The sequence below is a fragment of the Anaerostipes sp. PC18 genome (assembly GCF_039789045.1).
GTDB lineage: Bacteria > Bacillota > Clostridia > Lachnospirales > Lachnospiraceae > Anaerostipes > Anaerostipes hominis.
In genome coordinates, this window is the sequence record NZ_CP121164.1 from 2,755,415 (window position 1) to 2,776,986 (window position 21,572).

24 protein-coding genes and 1 pseudogene are annotated in these 21,572 nt (G+C 40.2%); all 25 read right to left on the reverse strand.

From position 1 onward, the window contains the following. Positions 1-12: 12 nt before the first annotated feature. Positions 13-180, reverse strand: coding sequence for a DUF6075 family protein (locus P8F77_RS14750; protein ID WP_303007440.1), 168 nt, complete (start codon positions 178-180; stop codon positions 13-15). Positions 181-528: 348 nt separating this feature from the next. Further along, positions 529-990 (reverse strand): annotated as a pseudogene (locus tag P8F77_RS14755) (lysine--tRNA ligase); the annotation flags it as partial. A gap of 158 nt (positions 991-1,148) precedes the next feature. Then, complete coding sequence (locus tag P8F77_RS14760; protein ID WP_287517207.1) at positions 1,149-2,378, reverse strand: site-specific integrase; 1,230 nt, start codon at positions 2,376-2,378, stop codon at positions 1,149-1,151. 103 nt (positions 2,379-2,481) lie between these two features. Then, complete coding sequence (locus P8F77_RS14765) at positions 2,482-2,679, reverse strand: excisionase (RefSeq protein ID WP_287517206.1); 198 nt, start codon at positions 2,677-2,679, stop codon at positions 2,482-2,484. A gap of 320 nt (positions 2,680-2,999) precedes the next feature. After that, entirely contained in the window at positions 3,000-4,409 is a 1,410-nt protein-coding gene (locus P8F77_RS14770) for a virulence-associated E family protein (protein WP_287517205.1), read from the reverse strand. Next, positions 4,381-4,977: a CHC2 zinc finger domain-containing protein gene (locus tag P8F77_RS14775; RefSeq protein WP_287517204.1), complete on the reverse strand. Its 597-nt coding sequence runs from the start codon at positions 4,975-4,977 to the stop codon at positions 4,381-4,383. Before P8F77_RS14775 ends, P8F77_RS14770 begins: the two co-directional genes overlap by 29 nt. 58 nt (positions 4,978-5,035) lie before the next feature. After that, positions 5,036-6,433 (reverse strand): serine/arginine repetitive matrix protein 2, encoded by a 1,398-nt coding sequence (locus P8F77_RS14780; protein WP_287517203.1) that lies wholly within the window; start codon positions 6,431-6,433, stop codon positions 5,036-5,038. A gap of 89 nt (positions 6,434-6,522) precedes the next feature. Beyond that, entirely contained in the window at positions 6,523-6,816 is a 294-nt protein-coding gene (locus tag P8F77_RS14785) for a hypothetical protein (RefSeq protein WP_287517202.1), read from the reverse strand. Between the two features lie 3 nt (positions 6,817-6,819). Next, positions 6,820-8,100, reverse strand: a complete 1,281-nt coding sequence (gene dcm / locus P8F77_RS14790; RefSeq protein WP_287517201.1) for a DNA (cytosine-5-)-methyltransferase — start codon at positions 8,098-8,100, stop codon at positions 6,820-6,822. Then, on the reverse strand, positions 8,097-9,122 hold the full coding sequence (locus P8F77_RS14795) for a hypothetical protein (RefSeq protein WP_287517200.1): 1,026 nt from the start codon (positions 9,120-9,122) through the stop codon (positions 8,097-8,099). Before P8F77_RS14795 ends, dcm begins: the two co-directional genes overlap by 4 nt. A 6-nt stretch (positions 9,123-9,128) precedes the next feature. Next, entirely contained in the window at positions 9,129-9,338 is a 210-nt protein-coding gene (locus P8F77_RS14800) for a helix-turn-helix transcriptional regulator (RefSeq protein ID WP_287517344.1), read from the reverse strand. Positions 9,339-9,422: 84 nt separating this feature from the next. Next, entirely contained in the window at positions 9,423-9,701 is a 279-nt protein-coding gene (locus P8F77_RS14805) for a molecular chaperone (RefSeq protein WP_287517199.1), read from the reverse strand. An 833-nt stretch (positions 9,702-10,534) separates the two neighbouring features. Further along, a complete protein-coding gene (gene lysS, locus P8F77_RS14810; protein ID WP_287517198.1) occupies positions 10,535-12,484 on the reverse strand; it encodes a lysine--tRNA ligase in 1,950 nt (649 codons plus the stop codon). Positions 12,485-12,496: 12 nt separating this feature from the next. Continuing rightward, positions 12,497-12,976 carry a transcription elongation factor GreA gene (greA, locus tag P8F77_RS14815; RefSeq protein ID WP_024726559.1) on the reverse strand — a complete coding sequence of 160 codons (480 nt, stop codon included), beginning with the start codon at positions 12,974-12,976 and terminating at the stop codon, positions 12,497-12,499. Between the two features lie 85 nt (positions 12,977-13,061). Beyond that, on the reverse strand, positions 13,062-14,060 hold the full coding sequence (dusB, locus tag P8F77_RS14820) for a tRNA dihydrouridine synthase DusB (protein ID WP_287517197.1): 999 nt from the start codon (positions 14,058-14,060) through the stop codon (positions 13,062-13,064). After that, complete coding sequence (locus P8F77_RS14825) at positions 14,044-14,811, reverse strand: type III pantothenate kinase (protein WP_024726556.1); 768 nt, start codon at positions 14,809-14,811, stop codon at positions 14,044-14,046. The genes dusB and P8F77_RS14825 overlap by 17 nt, the downstream gene beginning before the upstream one ends. Positions 14,812-14,814: 3 nt before the next feature. Beyond that, positions 14,815-15,144 carry a DUF6145 family protein gene (locus P8F77_RS14830; protein ID WP_024726555.1) on the reverse strand — a complete coding sequence of 110 codons (330 nt, stop codon included), beginning with the start codon at positions 15,142-15,144 and terminating at the stop codon, positions 14,815-14,817. Positions 15,145-15,156: 12 nt separating this feature from the next. Further along, positions 15,157-16,140 (reverse strand): biotin--[acetyl-CoA-carboxylase] ligase, encoded by a 984-nt coding sequence (locus tag P8F77_RS14835; protein WP_287517196.1) that lies wholly within the window; start codon positions 16,138-16,140, stop codon positions 15,157-15,159. A gap of 3 nt (positions 16,141-16,143) precedes the next feature. Then, entirely contained in the window at positions 16,144-17,082 is a 939-nt protein-coding gene (argF, locus tag P8F77_RS14840; RefSeq protein ID WP_095142869.1) for an ornithine carbamoyltransferase, read from the reverse strand. Positions 17,083-17,120: 38 nt separating this feature from the next. Then, positions 17,121-17,774, reverse strand: coding sequence for an SGNH/GDSL hydrolase family protein (locus tag P8F77_RS14845; protein WP_270430869.1), 654 nt, complete (start codon positions 17,772-17,774; stop codon positions 17,121-17,123). A 76-nt stretch (positions 17,775-17,850) separates the two neighbouring features. Beyond that, complete coding sequence (locus P8F77_RS14850) at positions 17,851-18,600, reverse strand: amino acid ABC transporter ATP-binding protein (RefSeq protein WP_006565743.1); 750 nt, start codon at positions 18,598-18,600, stop codon at positions 17,851-17,853. Next, positions 18,590-19,273 carry an amino acid ABC transporter permease gene (locus tag P8F77_RS14855; RefSeq protein WP_024726550.1) on the reverse strand — a complete coding sequence of 228 codons (684 nt, stop codon included), beginning with the start codon at positions 19,271-19,273 and terminating at the stop codon, positions 18,590-18,592. The genes P8F77_RS14850 and P8F77_RS14855 overlap by 11 nt, the downstream gene beginning before the upstream one ends. A gap of 11 nt (positions 19,274-19,284) precedes the next feature. Next, positions 19,285-20,091, reverse strand: a complete 807-nt coding sequence (locus P8F77_RS14860; RefSeq protein ID WP_024726549.1) for a transporter substrate-binding domain-containing protein — start codon at positions 20,089-20,091, stop codon at positions 19,285-19,287. 73 nt (positions 20,092-20,164) lie between these two features. Next, positions 20,165-21,136 (reverse strand): SPFH domain-containing protein, encoded by a 972-nt coding sequence (locus tag P8F77_RS14865; protein ID WP_024726548.1) that lies wholly within the window; start codon positions 21,134-21,136, stop codon positions 20,165-20,167. 10 nt (positions 21,137-21,146) lie between these two features. After that, positions 21,147-21,566 carry an NfeD family protein gene (locus tag P8F77_RS14870; protein ID WP_347256161.1) on the reverse strand — a complete coding sequence of 140 codons (420 nt, stop codon included), beginning with the start codon at positions 21,564-21,566 and terminating at the stop codon, positions 21,147-21,149. Positions 21,567-21,572 lie beyond the last annotated feature (6 nt).

A 21,572-nucleotide genomic window follows, 5' to 3' on the forward strand; every position in this document is an offset into this window, starting at 1 on the left:
TGTCCTTGCATCCTAATTTTCAGCATAAAACAAATCGTTTACAGAACAGCGCCTTGTCTCATCAATCTGCCCGTCCAAATCGTCATACTCAAAGATACCCGGTGTTCTGTCTGCATAAAGATTAAAAGCTATGTGGACAATTCTCTGACTTCCGCTTGTCTGCCAGCTTCCTGCAGGCACACAGACATTACATATCCCATTTTAAAGTCATAAACTCGGTTTATATGCTTTCTCGTATCCTCTGATACTCCCAGCCAATAGACCAGTGCTTTGTAATATGTTCCTGTTTCCTGTCTTTAAATTAATTTCATGCTTTTTGTCATTTTCTTTCCTCCAATTTCTATTTCTTGGCCATAACAGAAAAAGACACCTCTCTAAAATGTTTTTAGAAAAGTGTCCTTATAGTACTTAATATTCACCTGTGCTAATATGGGTTTCATTTTAAATTACTTATTAAAGCCCATTAAGAAAGTTTTATTTTTCGTACTCTGCAACAAAAAATCTACTTTTTAAGTCTTTTACGAAGATTTAATACAGCTTCGCTCCCGCCGGAATCCGGTCATCCACCATCAGCAGATTTAATCCCTCTCTTTCACCTTCCTCGTGTACTGCAGAAATCAGCATACCCTCAGAATCAATGCCCATCATCTTTCTTGGGGGCAGATTTACGATTGCGATTGCAGTCTTTCCGACCAGTTCTTCCGGTTCGTAATACTCGTGAATACCGCTTAAAATCGTGCGTTTCCGATCTGTTCCGTCATTCAGAGTGAACTTCAGAAGCTTCTTGCTCTTCGGAACTGCCTCACATGCCTCGATTTTCACAGCACGAAAATCTGACTTGATGAAAGTGTTAAAGTCAACCATTTCTTCAAAGAGCGGCTCGATTTTCACATTGGAAAAATCAACTTTCTCAGCCGGTTTTTCCTCTGCTGCAACTGCTTTTTCCGCCTTTGCCTCGCCCTTCTTGGCATCCAGTGACTTCATTGTCGGGAGCTTGCAGCGAGATTTTATATATATCTATTTGCCTCTACGCTTCTCTATTTTTCAAGCTTCTAATAATCTACATTTTAATATAACTCTACAACTTTTATTACAAGTTACCACCAATTTGGTGTAAAAGTGGTGCAGTTGTCGGTGTGCGTCCCTTATTATGAAATTTTAATCTTACCACTCAAATCTTCAAATGATTTAACTTTCGCTTCTTTTGTTGCTTCCGCATAAATTTCCATCGTTGTTGCAATATCTTTATGTCCCATAATTTCCTGAATTACTTTAAGGTTTGTTTCATTCTCACAATACCTTGTAGCAAATGTATGTCTCAAATTATGGCAAGAAAAATTAGGAAGTAAAACTGGTGATCTACGTTCTCTTTCTGCTCTTTCTATTTCTTCTTCATTATATGCCAGGGTTATACGTTTAATTGTTCTATTGATTGTCTGAGGATTATGTGCAAAACCATTTCTATTCAAGAAGATAAAATCTGTATATCCATCAATTGATGCCTGACAAGTTAGCCCAACTTCCTCTTGATACTTTTTCTCATTCAAAAGCGCCTGTTTTACTTCTGGCAACATTGGAATAATTCGATATCCTGCAGTAGTTTTTGGTGATGTTACTGAAAAATAGCACTTACCTTTATCTCTCTGATAGTACACCATATTGTGATTAATTTCAATGTAATTCTCATCCATATGAACATCTTCCCAACGTAACCCTACCACCTCTGATACACGACATCCTGTTCCCAAGAAGAATGTAAACAACGGAAGCCAATGTTTATATTTTTCACTTTTATTTATATAAGAAACAAAAGCTTCTTGCTGTGGAATTGTAAGAGCATGACGTTTAGGTGTTTCAAAGTTATGTGATCGTTTCACATCTCCTAAAACTAAATCGCTTGGATTTATCCTAATATAACCATCTTCAACCGCTAATATAAATACTTGATGAAGCACCGTATGAATACTCTCCAATGTTGCAACTGACATTTTCTTAGAATCTACAATCCCATTATAGTATCTTCGCACATCTGATTTTCGGATTTCCTTTATCTTTCTGTTTCCAAAATCATTCATAACAAAATGCTCATACATATAGATATAATTATTACGAGTTGTTTGCTTTAATCCTACCTTATCATTTTTCCACATTTTATAGACATCATTCAATGTGATGTTCGAACTTCCTTGTTGGATCCCATCCCGCAGATCATTCTGAATTTCTTTTTCTTTTTCACGCAAGCCTTCTAATGTAGAACAATATACCGCATGTCTTTTTTTATCTCCGCCAATCCAACGATACATATAAAGTCCATCATTTTTTCGATAGGTTTCTCCGTCTTTCAACACTCTCCCTTTATGATCTTTTCTTTTTTGCATTCTTTTCTCCTTTTCTATACAAAGAAAAGGACTCTGCAAACTTATTATAACGCTTGCAAAGTCCCTTTTCTACGCCTAATCATTCATTTTTTACACCAATTATTTATATAGAATATGCTGTTTCCGTATATTCATCTAATTTTTTACGTTTAATCAATCGCTTTGTTCCATTCCATAAAACAAACTCGCAATTCTGCTCATCCGTCATTTTACGGAGCTTGTTAATTCCAATACCAGAATATGCAGCTGCTTCTTCAAGAGTTAAATTACTCTTTTCCCAAATAGGAACTTCTTTTACCATAGGCATCTTCCCCCCCTTCCTACTTTTTTATCATTTTTTTAATCTCCCCGACAGAGAGAGACACTTGTTTTTCAAGTAATTTGGTTTCATCAAACTCCTGGCAACAAACTATTTCAAAACTTTTTATTTCTTTCATACCGAAAATCAACACAGTAGCTTCTTTTCTATTTTATTTTTTATTGTTCTTTGTTGCCATCTGAGAAAACTATATAAATAGCCAGTAAAATCAACATTTTCATATGTCATCAAAACTGGCAACAAAGTTCGTTTTTTGAATAAAACAACTGTATTATCAGGGAGATTTACTCCCTCTTGTCGGGCTACTGGAACGGAAGTTCCATTTGTTCTGTTGCCGAAAGTTCTCTAAATCCATCTCCACCAATTTCGTTGCCACCCTCTGTCTCTTCACTTTTTCGAGTCCAGCAACGTTGTCTTCCATACCCTTCTGAAGTAAATCTATGATAACCACCTCTTTTCCATCCAATGATCTGAGTATCCATAATTTGACAAATTTCATTCGTCTCATACTTCTTAGGCTCACGATCCCCGTGATTAAAAGCCTCACTCCAAATCTGAATAGAACATACATAATTCCCTTTATAATTATCAAGCCACCCCTGAATTGTTCCTGCCAAAGTGTCCTCTTGCATAAACTGTTTCCGGTACTCATCAATTTCCTTTTGCATTTCTTTTGTGAATTTCCGAAGATTACCTTTGTTTTCTTCGCTATGATAAAGAATCATTGCTTCTGCCCACAATTGATTAAAATATGCTCTGGCTTCTTCTTCATCATCTAAAATATGTTTCTCCGCTTTTGAAGCATCAATCATGATTGGAAGAAACCTTCTTGCACCAGTTCTATCAAACGGAATAAACTGATAGGTATTGGTAGATCCGGCGAACACACATTGCCTTTTTCGGTCTTTTTCAAAACGTGCATAGGCAGTTCTATATGTATCCTTTTGTCGGCTCAAAAATGATTTTATTTCTTCGTTACTTTTTGCACTGATAGCAGCAATCATTTCAGACATTTCTATGATCCAATGACCTCTGATTGATTCAAATACTTTCTTATCGCCCAAATCTCTTAAATCATCCGAAAACCAATTATCTTTCAAGGATAAAAAACGAAAGAACGTGGATTTTCCTGCGCCTTGCTGTCCCACAAGACAAAGCATTTCATCCGCTTTTATTCCCGGGTAAAACACTCGCAATAAAGCCTCCATCATAAAGTGTTTTAATACTTCATATACATAGTCTGAATCATCTGCCCCCATATATTTTTTCAGCACATACCGGATTCGTTCTTTGCCATCCCATTTTAATGATTCTAGATATTCGCAAATCGGGTGATACGCTCTGTTTGCAGCTTCAATTTGCAATGCTTTATACAAATTTTTTTCATTTCCTAATCCATAGTATACTTCAAAATATAAATAAAACTGATCAATCGCATTGTCGGTCAGAATCTCCCAATCTTCATCCCACCAAAGTTTTCTCGATATATCGACTCTTTCAGACAACCGATTATACCGGAGACAACCTTTAACCAATGGATCATCTCGAAAAATCATCATATAATTTTGTACTGTTCCTTTGATATCTCCCTTTTCATTTTTCAATAAACATTCCTTAATTTGTCTGATTGCATTTAGATCTGCCATCTCGCTCATCCGTTTCAAAGTATCCTTCTTTTTATTTTCATCCATTTTTTCTGCATCTTCTATCAATCTTTTCAACCTCCTTCTTAATCAATTCAACAACTTGTGCTTTTTCTTCCTCTTCTCCAAATAATAAAAGATCTAAGTAATATTCAACAATGGTCAGGTATTTTAACGCCTCTGCAAATCTTTCATCCCACTCCTCTTCCGGCGATTTAGGTGCAAATTCTTTCTTCCATTTTCGCAACAATATACGGTAATCCAGCATCACACGAACACACTCTATATACTCTTGTTCTTCTGATTTTACTAAATGCTCTTCTGGTTTACTCTTTGAAATATTCCTTTGCTTTTTCGTCTTTTGTCTGTCTGCTCTGGATATTTGAATTCCGAAATCATCTGCTAATTTTAATGCCGCTTCTTTTAAGGACAGACCAAAGAGCTGTGCTGTGAAATCTATTACATCACCAGTCACTCCACAACCAAAACAATAATATCTTCTATCTACTTTCATGCTTGGTGTTTTGTCATTATGAAAAATGCAACTGATTAGCCCTGATTTTGTTATCTTAAATCCATAAAATTCAGCTACCTGCCGAACTGTCACATTTCCTTTCACTTCATCAAATAATCCCATAATCCCTCCAATCAAAAAAGAGCACTCTGTTTATTCCAACGGAATTCCCAAAATGCTCTTATCGCTCATTATCTAATGAGGATTCTTTATTTAATTTTCCAGTTTCTCCATTTCTTGTTATATTTGCTTTCTTCTCAGATAATTTTTTTAATATAGATGGTTTTACTTCTTTTTTTATTTCTTGAACCATGATTTTTTTGTTTTCCGGTTTCAATAATCTGTTTTTCATTTTCGAAATCGTCTTCGTAATTGCATATTCAATCTTTTTAATTACTCCATCTAACCGATCAAGAGCATACTGTTTTTCCCTTTTAGATGCCTTTCTCTCTGGGCTTAAAACCCATTTCTTACTGTCCTCCACTAATTTAATATCCTCTTTCCTAGTAGCGATCTCAATTTCATCTGCAATTCTTTCCACCGCTTTTTCATAAACCTCATCTGTAACATCATCTATCAATTTTTCTACATCTTCAATTTTAAATTCAAGCTGTTTCAATGTTTCGTCTTGCTGCAGAATTCGCTCCGCATTATCAAAAAATTCTTCTGACTGTGCTTTGAGCTTTTTCTCTTGATCAATAATCTTTATGCTGTTTTCTTTGTGCTGAACCTCTTGTTCAAAGACCTCATATTTTTTCTGATTAACCACTTTTATTTGACTCTGAATTGATTCTTCCAAAAATGCAAGATCCTGTTTCTGCTTCATTCGAATATAATCTTGCTTTTCAAGATATTCCCTTCCACCATAACTTGGTTCTTCTTCTAACTCTAATCCATGCTTTTTACAAATATCAAAAAGAAGTATTCTACAGGTAGCATCAAAAACCATTTTTCTATTATTAAATCTACCAGCCTTCTTTTCCGGATTTGGCAATTCAAAACCTAATGTTTCAAGTGCTTTTTCCTGTTGGGGAAATATTTCTCCATAAGCATTCTTACAATCAAAAACATGGCGTTCATGAATGTGTGGAGTGGATTCATCCAAATGCAAGGACCAGTTCAATAAATGAAAATGTTCTCCAAAGCGATCACTAAGTTCTGTTATAAATTCTGTTACGATAGTCAACAACACATCCGGATCAACATAATCATCTTTTGTTCCAATCTGATAAATGGTTTCTTCCGGACAAGTTTTCTTATGAGTTCTAATATCATCTGTTGTTCTGTTTCTTTCAGGATGATGATTTTTCAAATTTCTTGCATTCTGTCCTTCCACATAATCTTGATAATGAATCTTATAAAATAGTTGTTCCACTTCTTCAAAGGAATCGACAATCTCATCCTCTTTTCCTGTGACTGAAGCAGATCTGATACCATTATAACAATCCCAATAAACATTTCTCTTGGCTCGTTCCAAATCGATATGATCACTATTGTCAATATCGAACTGTCGATCATTGTGCTTGGGATTATAAACACCATTCTTTCCAGTTCTTCCATTATGTCTAGTTAATTTCACTTTGTCGTCTCCTTTCTTTCTGTTCTCACAGAGAACTGCAGCGAAGCTGCTATAAATCCTGCCTTTATCGTCAGGAAATATACCTAGTACTAAGTGACGAAACGTCTCTTAACTGGGCAATGGCTGCCGCCCTTAACCTGCCAGGGACTTTGTCCCTTGACCCTAGCAGAACGTTCGCCACTTCCTGCACCTTTGGCACAAAGGGATTGCATCCCTCTGTACACCTGCTCAGCAAAATTCGAAATTCTTGATCCTGTCCCGTAATCAATCACATCGATTTTCGCTGTTTTTCTGATTTGTGCACCAATCAGAAAGTTTTGCAAATGAGCAAAACAAAAGCAATCAACTGAGTAATTACAGTTGATCGCCTTTGGTTTGATCATTATTTATTTCCATTCAAGTTTATCCATATTATGTTTTAAAAAATCTTCAATCAATGCCTGAATAACTGGTACTGAAACCGAATTTCCAAATTGTTTGTATGCATATGCATCCGTAGGATTTACCATAAACGAATCAGGAAATCCTTGCAATCTTGCACATTCACGAGGCGTTATCCTTCTTGGTCTATTATTCTGAATTACACCAAGTCGATTGCAATCTGACGAGGTTAATGTAATTGAAATACTGTTTGGATCTAAAAACTTAAAGACTTCAAATGACATATTTCCACACACTGGATTATATTTTCCATCAACCTCCTTTAAATACCCTTTTTTTATTAGTGAATTTATCACTTCTTCGATGTCTGGATCCGTATAGAATGTTTTTATCTGTTCTAAAATCAATTTCTTTCCATCTTGCTGTTTGCCAAAAATTGGTTTTCGTCGATTTTGAATTAACAGATTCATAAATTTAATCTCTTGTGAAGAACACTTTCCTCTATTACCTAACTCCCATGAATGAAGCGATTGACCGCCTCGATAATCAATCAATCTGTATCCATGCAACTTAGACAAATCTTCTCCTATAACAGATTTTAACTGTTCCTCAAATTCAGAAGAACAGTAATATTTTTCTTCTACTTCATCTTCCAAGATATCTGCAACCGTAGATTTTTTTATTTCTTCTCCCTTAGGAAATAATGTTAGCTGTTCATATTCCTTTTTGAATGAATGTGAATCAGTTGCTCCCAAGTTTGTTACTAATGACATTGTTGGTGTCGCACCTTTAATTCCTAATATATATAATCTAACTCTATTTTGAGGAACCCCGAAATCCGAACTATTTAATAACAAATCATATGTTCCATAATCTAAATTATGAAGTTTTTCCATAATTGTTTCAAATGTTCGTCCACCATCATGCGTATACAAACCTCTTACATTTTCAAGCAAAAATGCTTTGGGTTGGTATTTTTCTAAGATCCTCTCTATTTCAAAAAATAAAGTTCCTCTTGTATCACCAAACCCTTTTCTTTTTCCAGCATAGGAAAATGGCTGGCAAGGGAATCCTCCCAAAAGGAAATCAAAGGGAGGAATTCTTGTAATGTTATGAATATCTCCCTCTGGAAATTCATTAAAATTAAGATTATATGTTTCACACGCTTTTGCATCAATTTCACTAGATAAAACACATTCGGTGTCAATCCCATATTTATTCAATGCGTTTTGTGCACCGATTCGAATACCTCCAATTCCAGCAAACAAATCTATAAATTTTATCATCCTATTTTCTCCTGAATAAAGTTTATAAGAACATCAAATTCACTATCTGTATACGCAACTGTACAATGACTGTACTGACAAATAGTAGTTAATGCTGACGTTCTTTGAAAATTGCCTGCACCATCGATGATATATGCTATATAGTGTCCCGTGCCATCCACAGCTTCATATCTCGCTTGAGCTTGACCAGCTTTTCTTTCAATAGTTGAGTTTGTAGTAACTTGAAAACTTATTTCAATTCCTACATACTTATCATTATGTTCCACTGACAAATCAAAAGTGGTTTCTGTCCGATCATTCTGTGTTATACCAGGAATATGGCCATTGCTTTTTATGGTATATTCTGATCCTAACTTATTTTTCAAATAAGTTTCTGCATATACCTGAGCAGCATTTCCTAATCCATTGGCTTGTGCTCCTCCTGTTATTCTACTTACAAATATATAGCGCTGTTTAATAAATTCCTTTAATTCCTCAGCTTTTCCCATCATATTTCCAACAGTGCATTTTGAAAATATTTCTGCTAATTGATCATCAACGGCATTACTGCCAAACAACAATAGTGTAATCAAATCTTTATAAAAACCATTCAGAGAATCTGCAACTAAAATAGATTCAACATCTGTATGCATCTTTTTGTTTGTAAGACTCCCTCTTGCAGGTAATGCTGTAAAGCAATATTGAACAGCTTGTCCATTAACAGCATAAATCAGTTCTCCATTCGGAAAATATATATTAAAATCACGATTCACTCTTTGAAGAGGCTCACTTCCAAAATCAGTTAATACCATCAAATGTTTTAAGAATAAATTCGCAGGAAAGTTAGCCGCTTCCATTACCGCAAAAATACTGTTTGGATTATTTGAATCCGATAATGTTAGTATCGAAATAAATTGATCTTGTGTTCTTACAAGTGTTGGAATAATACTTGAAGCAGCTTCAAGTGACACAATATTTTCTGGCCACCATTTGCATGCTTGTTCCTCAAGTTCATTCAGATTTCTGTTGTATTTTATAGACATATTAAATCACTCCCCCATATTTTTAAATTCTACAATATCACCGATATCGCAGTTTAGAGCTTTACAAATTTTTGCTAATGTATCCATAGATACTGCTTCGTTTTTCCCTAATTTAGCTACAGCATTCGTACTTATTCCCGCCATTTCTTTTAGTTTTGATTTGTTTATATTTTGATCTATCATGAGTTTCCATAAATTATTGTAACTTATCTCCATAGCAACCTCCACAGAGTTTATAACCAAATTACTTCTTAATTTTAACATTTATATCAGCTTTATTCAAGAAATCCTTGAGTTTTATTAAGATTTTAAATAATCTAAAAGAACATTTTTCATAAAATCCTTCCTTTTCTTTAAACTAGGAGCTACCACTCTAATACTTACTCTGATCTTCTCAATATCATAGTTTTTATTACCTTCTTCCGTCTGATCAGTAATCTTACAAAGTTTCGGATATGCTTTTGAAAACCAATTCAATTTTCTTCGAAGTACCTGATTAGAAGTATAAATACTGTACTCTTTATCGCCTTTACGTGTTATCAAAATAGTTTCCTTCTCATACTTCGTTAATCTTGCCATAAATATCGTTCCTTTCAATTCTGTATCAAAAAAATCAAGTGTAGATATAGCTTTTTGCACTTCATCACCTACACATATAGTTTTTATTAAGCTATCTCTTTCGCAGTTAATAAATCCTTTTACTACGCTTTCAAATATTTCCGTTCCCTAACCCTCTTCTTTTAGGATTGTATGCTCTGAAAAGACACGCCGCATGCATATTCAATTCAGGTATCCTCATATTCAAAAGCTATTCAATTATCAAGGTGCAAAGATTGATATATTAAATACCCTTCTATATATCAGATCGCTAAAAGGCATTTTTACAAAAAAATCTTGTAAATTTATAAAAATTTTAGAATTGTGGTATGTGTTATAGTTCAAAAAACAATTAACCGAAATTTAATTTCCTTGATATTAATGCATACTCTAAAAAATACGCTGCACGCATATTCAGTTCAGGTATCCTCATATTCAAAAGCTATTCAATTGTCAATGTCCAAAGATTGATATTATTAAATATCCTTCTATATAACGAAATGCTGAGAGGCATTTTTACAGGGTTTTCTGGGAAATATATAAAAATTTTTGAATTGTTGATATGCGATATAGAATAAAAAATAACCAACTACAACGCTGATTACTTCCACTTTGATATTTAGATATTTTTAATAAAACAAAAAACAGCTGGGTGTACCAACTTTTTGGGTACACTCAACTGTATCTTTTATTACTAGTTTTCTTTTACACCATTCTTTTGCAGAGTCCTTTTCTTCGACTTTTAAAAAATTTGGTGTAAATGTGGTGTAGTAACCTGTTTTTCTGTTTAAAATATAGCTTAAATTTTCTTACTCTTAGTACAATTTTGCTCCTGCCGGAATCTTGTCATCCAGGATCAGAACATTCAGTCCTTCTCTTCCTTCTACAAGGTGTGTAGCGGAGATAATCATACCGCAAGAATCAATTCCCATCATCTTACGTGGTGGAAGGTTTGTGATTGCAAGCAATGTCTTTCCTACTAAGAATTCTGGCTCATAGTAATCGTGAATTCCGCTTAAAATCACACGATCTACGCCACTTCCGTCATCTAATACGAACTTCAGAAGCTTCTTAGATTTTGGAACTGCTTCACATTCTTTTACCTTTACCGCACGGAAATCTGACTTGCTGAATGTATCGAAATCAACCATGTCTTCAAATAATGGTTCCACTTCTACATTAGAGAAATCGATCTCAACCTTCGCTGGTGCAGCTGTTTCTTCTGCCGGAACAACTACTTTTGCAGCTACCGGAGTAGACTGTGCAGCGTTGTTTGCTTCGTTCTTCGCAGCGCCCTGTGACTTCATTGTCGGGAATAACAATACATCCCTGATCGCAGATGAGTCTGTCAGCAGCATGACCATTCGGTCTATTCCAAAACCAATGCCTCCTGTCGGCGGCATACCAATCTCTAATGCATTCAGGAAATCTTCGTCTGTGGAATTTGCTTCTTCGTCACCCTGGGCGAGCAGTTCTTCCTGTGCCTTAAACCGTTCTCTCTGATCGATGGGATCATTAAGCTCGGAGTAGGCATTTGCCATCTCCCATCCGTTCATGAAAAACTCAAACCGTTCCACATAGTCCGGATTTTCCGGCTTCTTCTTCGTAAGAGGAGAAATCTCAACCGGATGATCCAATACAAATGTAGGCTGTACCAGATTGTCCTCCACGAACTCCTCGAAGAACAGATTAAGGATATCGCCTTTTTTATGGCGTTCTTCATATTCTACGTGATGTTCATCCGCAGCTTTTCTTGCCTCTTCAACCGTATGGATCTCGTCAAAGTCAACACCCGCATATTTCTTTACAGCCTCAACCATTGTGATCTTTTCAAACGGTTTGCCCAAATCCATCTCAATGCCATTGTATGTGATCGTGGTGCTTCCCACGACTTCCTGTGCCAGATAGCGGTACAGATTCTCTGTCAGTTCCATCATTCCATTGTAATCTGTATACGCCTGGTATAATTCCATCAGAGTAAATTCCGGATTATGTCTTGTATCTACACCCTCATTTCGGAATACTCGGCCAATCTCATACACCTTTTCCAGGCCGCCGACGATCAGTCTCTTTAAATAAAGTTCCAGGGAGATGCGGAGTTTTACATCTTCATCCAATGCATTATAGTGGGTCTCAAACGGTCTGGCCGCCGCTCCTCCGGCATTCGGCACCAGCATCGGTGTTTCTACTTCCATAAATCCCTGTCCGTCTAAGAAGGAACGGATCTTGCTGATGATCTTAGAGCGTTTAATAAACGTGTCTTTGGATTCCTCATTCATGATCAGATCCACATACCTCTGGCGGTATCTGGCGTCGGTATCCTTTAAGCCATGGAATTTCTCCGGAAGTGGCTTCAGGCTTTTTGATAAGAGTACAACCTCTTTTGCGTGGATGGACTTTTCGCCGGTTTTGGTCGCAAATACAGTACCTTTGATTCCGATGATATCTCCAATATCCATCTTTTTAAAGTCCTTGTATTCCTCCACACCGATTTCGTCTCTGGCCACATATGCCTGAATCCGTCCCTCAAGATCCTGTATATTACAGAAAGAAGCCTTTCCCATGACCCTCTTGAACATCATCCGGCCTGCAACAGACACTTCTTTTCCTTCCAGTTCTTCAAAATGGTCTTTGATCTCCATAGAGTGATGCGTTGTATCATACTTCATGATCTCAAACGGATTTTTTCCTGCACTCTGTAATTCTTCCAGTTTATTTCTGCGTACCTTGACAAGTTCGCCCGCATCTTTGTTCTGTTCTGCCACTTTCCAATCCTCTTACTTTCTCTTAACGTCTAAAACTTTATATTTATTCACCTGGCCTACGCCTTCCACTTCTACCACATCTCCGATCTTCGCTCCGAGCAGTGCCTTGCCAATCGGTGCTTCATTGGAAATCTTGTTATTCAGAATATCAGCCTCTGTGGAACCGACGATATGATAAGTAACTTCTTCATCAAATGTGATGTCTTCTAACTTTACAAGGCAGCCAAGGCTGATGACACCGTGCTGAAATTCCTCATCGATCACCTCTGCATTTTTCAGGATCTGTTCTAATTCTTCGATCCTTGCCTCAATGTCCCTCTGCTCATCTTTCGCAGCATCGTACTCGGCATTCTCTGATAAGTCTCCCTGCTCCCTCGCTTCTTTGATCTTCTGGGCTACTTCTTTTCTTTTGACAACTTTTAAATCCTGTAATTCATCCTCTAATGTCTTTAAGCCCTCCTGAGTCAGAATATTCTTTTTTGCTTCTGCCATATTTTCGCTTCCTTTCCTTCTATATCAATCCTTCTGTCCGTCTGGTTCGTACACGCTCATCCGTAAATTATATCTCAGTACTGTTTTATTTGTCAACAGAGGACGCCCCGTTATTTCTGATGATCGCCTCCAGTTCTCCTATACTCTCTGCATGGTTCACCTGGTCTCTCAGCTTTGCCGCACCGGCAAGCCCATGGGTATACCATGAGACATGCTTCCTCATTTCCCGGATGCCGATATACTCACCTTTGCATTCTATCATCATTCTGGCATGTCTTAAAACCATTTGAATGATCTCCTCAACATCCGGCCTCTGAAGAAGTTCTCCTGTGTCAAAATAATGACACAGCTCTTTGAAGATCCACGGATTTCCTTTGGCTCCCCTGGCAATCATAAATCCATCACAGCCTGTTTCCTCATACATCGCCTGCGCATCCAATGGAGTATTAATATCGCCATTTCCTATGACCGGTATAGAGACTGCTTCTTTAACCTCTCTTATGATCTTCCAGTCGGCTTTCCCCGAATAATACTGCTCTCTTGTTCTCCCGTGTACAGCGACCACAGCCGCTCCGCTCTGTTCTGCGATTTTTGCCATCTCAACTGCATTTACATGTTCGTCATCAAAACCTTTTCTGATCTTCACCGTCACCGGTACACTTAACCTGTCTGCCATGGCTTTAATGATCTTTCCTGCGAGGACAGGATTTTTCATCAGGGCCGATCCGTCTCCGTTATTTACAATCTTCGGCACCGGACAGCCCATGTTGATGTCAATGATGTCAAAACCCATATCCTCGATCCTGACAGCCATGTCTGCCATCAGTTCGGGATCGGAACCAAAAATCTGGGCTGCAATGGGCCTTTCTTTTTCCTCTTTTGCAAGAAGAGGACCTGTGTTGGGGCTGTTGTAGTACATTCCCTTGGCACTGACCATCTCTGTACAGAGAAGCCCAGCCCCCATCTCCTTACATAAGAGCCGGTAAGGAAGATCCGTGACCCCTGCCATAGGTGCCAGCACAAAGGGATGTTCTATTTTAATATCCCCAATGGCCAATGGCTTTAATCTACTGCTGCTTTTCATAAATAATCCGCAATCCCTTCAATGTCAGTGTATCATCAAAACAGTTGATCTCCGGAACCTCTCTGGAAATCATCTTGCCCAATCCTCCTGTTGCCACGACTTTCATGTCCTCAAACCCAGTTTCTTTCTTCATCTGCTCAATGATATATTTTGTCTCTCCGATGACCCCGTACATAAGTCCTGCCTGCATGCTCGTGATCGTATTGGTGGCAAGTATACTCTCCGGCGTCTTTATCTCGATCTCCGGAAGCCTTGCCGCTCCCTTCCACAAGGCATTGGCAGAGGTCCGGATGCCCGGCGCGGTGACTCCGGCCAGAAATACTCCGTCTTCCGTAACCACGTCATAGGTGGTCGCAGTCCCGTAATCGATCACCAGAGTAGGCCCTCCGTAAATTTCATAGGCAGCTACAAGATCCACGATCCGGTCTGCTCCTACTTCCCTGGGATTCAGCCTTCCCAAGTTAATCCCGGTCTTGATGCCGGGTCCGACGATCACCGGAGTCACATCAAAATATTTGATGATTCCGTTGGTGAGAGAATACATGATATTCGGCACTACCGATCCGATGATCGCAGCGCTGATCTCCTTTGTATCCAAACCCTTGGCGGCGATCATATCCCGGATCAGAATTCCGAACTCATCTGAAGTTCTCGGAAGTTTCGTTGTGATGCGAAACAGTTCCACCAGATCCTTCTCCACAAAAATACCGGCTGTAATATTGGTATTTCCCACGTCCATTGTCAATAACATTGCTTATACCTCTTCTCCCAGAAAGAACACCCGAAAAAACAGTTCCAGCGATTGCCAGAGGTCCGCTCTGTCCCGCTGCATTTCTTTTATCTTCAGTGCACTTCCGATTTCATCATAAAAATAATCATTTTCCCCGGCTGTCGTTTTAAATGACAGCTTCCCGTCCTCATCAAACTCAAGCGTTAAAATGCCCCCGATCTCTTCTGTGTACAGCACACAGGCAATCTTTAATTCATCCTTGATCTGCTGTGGAAGGGATTCAAAATCTTCATTTAAATAATACTTCTTTTCATATCCATTAGAACCGCATAGAGTTATGGTCTCCTGATACATACTTCCTCCTGTTTATACACTGTAACCGTGGATTCCCCGTATCGATACTTCTCCGGAAAAAATCTCTCTGGTCCGTCCGAGAGAATCTTCCACGATCAATTCTCCGCGCCGGTTGATCCCCCCGGACTTACAGATATATTCATCATTTCCCCTTACAACTTTGATCTCCTGTCCGCGATGTGCAAGAAAACTGTTATATTCTTCCATCAGAATGGAAAAATCCTGAGTTTTTTTAAAGATTTCATAATCATACTCAAAATATTCCAGCACCCTGCAGAGAAGTTTGATCCGGTCGGCAGATTTTCCCGTCTCTAAAAGCAGAGATGTAGCTTTGTCCCTGACTTCTTCCGGAAATTGTCCAATATTGGCATTGATCCCGATTCCTACAACAATATAATTCAGTTCATCCATCTGAGCGCTCAGTTCCGTGAGGATTCCGCATACTTTTTTTCCGTTGATCAGGACATCATTGGGCCACTTGATCTTTCCGTCAATGCCTGCTGCATCTTTGATTCCTTTTTCTACGGCCAGAGCCGCCACAAGAGTCAGCATGGAGCTGTTTTCCAGCTCGACATCCGGTCTCAGTACAAAACTCATCCAGACACCCTGTCCCGGCATTGAAACCCAGGAGCGGCCTCTTCTGCCCTTCCCTGAGGTCTGTTCTTCCGCTGTCACAAGTGTCCCGTGGGAAGCTCCCGCCTCCGCGAGTCTCCTCGCCTCCAGATTGGTGGAATCCACTGTTTTCATCACCTTGATCGTTTTACCAAGCCAGGAAGTTGAAAGACTGCTCTTTATATCTTCTGCCAGGAGAATATCCGGACATTTCACCAGTTTATATCCCTTATTACTCACAGAGTCAATAACATAGCCTTCTTCTTTCAGAGCCTTTATGTGTTTCCAGACTGCGGTTCTCGACACCCCGAATGTTTCGCACAATTCCTGCCCGGATACATAGCCTCCGCATTGTTTTAATTGTCTGAGGATCTTTTCTTTCATTGTTTATTTTTCCCCAAGAGTTGCGACCATAACCGCCTTAATCGTATGCATGCGGTTCTCCGCCTCATCAAAAATCACTTCCGCATGCTTTTCAAATACATCTTCCGTGACTTCATTTCCTTTTACCGCCGGCAGACAGTGCATGACAACGGTTGTGTCTTTCTCTGTTTTCTTCATCAGTTCATCGTTGACCTGGAATGGCTTTAGCAGAGCCACCCTCTCTGCGGCTTTGTCTTCTTCACCCATAGAGCACCAAACGTCGGTGTAAATACAGTCGGCTCCCTTTACAGCATCGGTGTCTTCAGTAAAGGTAAGCTTGGCTCCGGACTCCTGGGCATACTTTCTGCACTGCTCTATCAATTCTTCTTTCGGCCAAAGGCTTTTAGGGGCCAGACAGGTGAAGTTGATCCCCATCTTTGCACATCCTATCATGAGAGAATTGCCCATGTTATTGCGTCCGTCCCCTGCGAAGACGAAGTTTAAGCCCTTTAATTCTCCAAACTGTTCTCTCAGCGTCAGAAAGTCTGCCAAAATCTGTGTCGGATGATAATCGTCGGTGAGGCCGTTCCATACCGGAACACCGCTGTATTTCGCCAGCTTTTCCACATTTTCATGTAAAAATCCCCTGAATTCGATGCCGTCGAACATTCTTCCGAGGACTCTGGCCGTATCCTCCACGCTTTCTTTATATCCAAGCTGAATATCGTCCTTTCCCAAATACTCAGGATGTCCGCCTTCATCAATACATCCGATGGTAAATGCGCATCTCGTCCTCGTGCTCGGTTTTTCAAAAATCAGGGCGATATTTTTACCCTTCAAACTGTCTCCTGTTTTGCCTTTTTTCTTATCTTCTTTTAACTGTGCCGCAAGGTCCAGCAGATAACCGATCTCTTCCGGGGTAAAATCCTTCAGTGTTAAAAAATTTCTTCCTTTTAAATTCATCTTTCTTCCTCCGTTTTATGGCCTTTGCATAACAATCATTATATAGCACCCAATATGTTTTCACAAGCCTTACTGATGGCTTCTCCCAGCTTTCTGTGTCCCTTTGCACTCAAATGGCATGCATCTTTTTCGGACGGTTCTGCAAACTGTGCGGCATCCATAAAATGAATACCGTAACGGTCTGCCCACTCTTTATAAACAGGCGCCAGACGCCTGGAATATTCACACGCCCGCTCAAAGCCCATTGTCTCTCCATCTGCCACTTCTCTTATATTCTCCCCGATCAGGATCGGCGACACCAGGAGAATTTCGGCCGGTTTCCCATCCTCTCTCTTCTGAGGCGTGATCTCCAATATCTTTTTGATCAGCCGTTCAATGGCTTTCCCAATATCCATCGGTGTCAGCTGAAACCGGATCTTCAGATCGTTGGTACCCAGCATGAGTACCACGAGGTCCAAAGGCCCATGCGAATGGAGACAGGGCTCCAGGTAGGCAAAACCGTTTCTTCCAGGACGGATCTCGTCTTCAAAGCAGGTGGTCCTTCCGTTGAGGCCTTCCGGGATCACCCTGGCCCGTCCCTCCATATTTTTCTCTAATATACTCGTCCATCTCAAGTCATATGGATACCGGAAACCGTTTTCCGGGTTATAGCCGTATGTATTTGAATCTCCGTAACACAGAATTGTCTTCATGAGAAACCTCCTTATAGAATAAAAACAGCCGCTTCTTATTTTCATATCATAAGAAGCGGTTGCTCTGTATCGTTTATTATAATACCTGATTTAAGAAATTAATGGTTCTTGGTTCCTTTGGATTGGCCAGCAGCTCATGCGGTTCTCCCTGTTCGACGATATATCCACCGTCCATGAAGATGATACGGTCCGCAACTTCTCTCGCAAAGCCCATCTCATGTGTCACAACAACCATGGTCATTCCGTTTTTGGCCAGCTGTTTCATAACATTTAGAACTTCACCGACCATCTCCGGGTCCAGCGCGCTGGTCGGCTCGTCAAACAGCATGATGTCAGGATGCATGGCAAGCGCTCTCGCAATCGCCACACGCTGTTTCTGTCCTCCGGAAAGCTGTGCCGGATAGACATCGGCCTTTTCTTCGAGTCCCACATCTTTCAGTAAGTTTCTTCCGACAGTCTTGGCTTCGTCCAATGTCATTTTCTTTAACTGTACCGGGGCCATTGTGATGTTTTCCAGTACGGTCTTGTGCGGGAACAGATTGAAGTGCTGGAATACCATGCCGATATTCTCTCTCACTTTGTTAATATCTGTACCCTTGTCCGTGATGTCGAATCCGTCGACAACAACTTCTCCGCCAGTGATAGTTTCAAGGCGATTAAGGCACCTTAAAAATGTACTCTTTCCGGAACCGGAAGGTCCGATCAGACATACGACCTCTCCGTCTGCGACTTCCAGATCCATTCCTTTTAATACCTCTAACTCACCGAAACTCTTGACCAGCCCTTTTACTTGAACCTTCACTTTTTTATTATCTTTATTTTCCATAAGACAACTTCCTTTCCACAATATTTGCCACCTTAGAAAGGATGGTGCAGATCACCAGGTAATAGATAGCTGCCATCACATAAATGCTCATGACAGAGGTCGGCTCGTTCGCCGTAATGATCTGGCTGTTCATCGTAAGTTCCCGGATACCGATGGCATACACCAGAGAGGTATCCTTAATGGAAATAATGAACTGGTTAATGATAGAAGGAAGCATTGTCCTGATCGCCTGCGGAAGAATGACCTTTGACATGGCCTTTCCGTAAGGCAGTCCGAGGCTTCTTGCCGCCTCCATCTGGCCCTTGTCCACAGACTCGATCCCCCCGCGGACGATCTCAGCCATATATGCGCCGGCATTTAAACTGAGGGCTACTACGGCAGCCATAAAAGGACCTCCGAAATCATCCCAGTTTAAATCCATAGGCTGCAGAAAGGCTCCCGCCACTCCGTAGTACATGATAAATACCTGTACGACAAGAGGAGTTCCCCGGATAATATCTACGTAAATCTTGCAGATAATATTCAGTATCTTGTTTTTTGATACGCTGAACATACCAAAGATAATACCGATGATGCTGGCACAGATCAGAGAAGCCAGGGCAAGCTGCAGTGTCAGTCCCAGCGCCGTCGAGAATGACGGAAAATACTGTTGAAATAGTTCTATAAAGTTCATAATCTGTCCGCCTACTTAGTCTTTGTATATTTATCTACAATTTCCTGATATTTTCCGTTGTCTTTAATCTTCTTTAATCCGCTGTTAAACTTCTCTACGAGTTCAGAGTTTTTGCCCTTCTTTACAGCAAATCCATACTGGCTTCCGCTCTCGGATGTGAAAGCTACCTGTAATTTCAGATTCTTCTGCCCAATCTGATAAGAGATGACCGGGAAATCTTCAAAGCATGCGGCTGCATTTCCTGTCAGCACTGCCTGGTACATTGTCGGTGAATCCTTGAACTGTCTTACTTTATAGCCATACTTTTCAGCATTTTCATTGGCATATGTGGCACCTACCGTACCTACTTTTGCTGCCACTGTCTTTCCTTTCAGGCTGGAAAGTGCTTCTTTTTCTGCTTTTTTCTTGTCTTTAATATTATCAAATGTCTTTCCGCCTTTTTTTACAGCGAAAGCGACTTTAGAATCATAGTAAGCTTCAGAAAAATCGTATTTCTGCTTTCTTTCCTTGGTTATAGACATACCGGCGATCATTGCGTCGCTCTGTCCGGACTCTACAGAAGCCATGGCAGCATCGAAACCAACCGCTGTCACTTTGTACTTGAATCCTTCTTCTTTTGCAATCGCATCTAATAAATCAAGGTCGATTCCTACACGGTTACCATCCTTATCCTCAAATTCAAATGGTGTAAATGTTGTGTCAGATGCAATCTTATATGTCTTTTCCTTGGAGTCTTTCTTATTTCCGCCGCCGCATGCAACCAGGCTGATCCCCATGACAGCTGCGAGACCTACTGCTAAAACTTTTTTCAATCTCATTCCTTTTTCCTCCTAAATGATAATATTCGTGCCTTTTCGTTTTGAAAAAGTACACACTAATGGATATTATATCTTATTTTGAAGAATTGGTCAAACTCTCTTCAATTTCGTCCCTTAGAGAAGGTTTTTCGTCCGCGGCCACTTCCGTGATGGATTTCACCAGTCCTGCGATTCCCTGGATCTCAGATGGGACAATGATCTTCGTAGCTTTTCCGTCTGCCGCCTTTGCAAATGCTTCCAGGCTCTTTAACTGGAGTACCGCATTATCTGGGGAGGCTTTCTTTAAGAATTCGATACCGTCTGCGTTAGCCTTCTGGATCTGTTTGATCGCTTCCGCCTGTCCCTCAGACTCCCTGATGGTCGCTTCTTTATTCGCCTCTGCACGGAGGATCGCAGATTCTTTGTCACCCTCTGCTTCCAGGATCACTGATTCCTTATGGCCTTCTGCGCGGAGGATGGCGGATTTCTTTTCACCTTCCGCACGGAGGATCGCTTCTCTTCGCTCCCTCTCCGCCTTCATCTGTTTTTCCATGGCATCCTGGATTGCTGACGGCGGAATAATGTTCTTTAATTCCACTCGGTTGACTTTGATCCCCCATGGGTCTGTTGCTTCATCTAAAGTAGCACGCATCTTCGTATTAATAGTTTCTCTGGATGTCAATGTCTGGTCAAGCTCCAGGTCACCGATGATATTTCTCAATGTTGTAGCTGTCAGATTTTCGATGGCCATGATCGGATTCTCAACTCCATATGAATAAAGCTTTGGATCTGTGATCTGAAAATAGACGACTGTATCAATCTGCATGGTAACATTGTCTTTTGTGATAACCGGCTGAGGTGGAAAATCCACAACCTGTTCCTTCAGGTTTACTCTTCTTGCCACTCGGTCAATGAACGGGACCTTGATATGAAGCCCTACAGACCACGTTTCCTTGAATGCTCCCAGACGTTCCACCACATAGGCATTTGCCTGCGGAACGATCCGGATGCTGGAAAGCATCGCCATGATGATAATGAAAAATAAGATCAATAATAAAATAAACATTCTGCACCTCCTACTTCTTGCTCACGATTAGTTTCACACCTTTAATTTCCTCTACGATTACCTCTGTCTCTTCCGGGATTTCCTCATCATCGGCAGAACGCGCCGTCCAATCCATACCCTGGATGTAGACCATTCCCTGGCCTTTAATATTGATGATTCTTTTTTTAACAATACCTGTCTTCCCAATCAGGCTCTCTGCATTGGTCTTTTCTGTCTTGCTGTTCAGATATTTTTTGGCCCACGGCCTTGCAAATACAAAAACGACACAGGAAACTGCCGCGGCCAGGATCAACTGCCCGAAAAATGGCAGGCCCAGTCCCGCGCCGATGGCTGCTGCCAAAGACCCGACCGCAAACCAGATGCTCGTAAGTCCCAGGGTCAATATCTCCAACAAGAGGAAAACAGCGACCGCTATCAACCAGTATACCATATACAT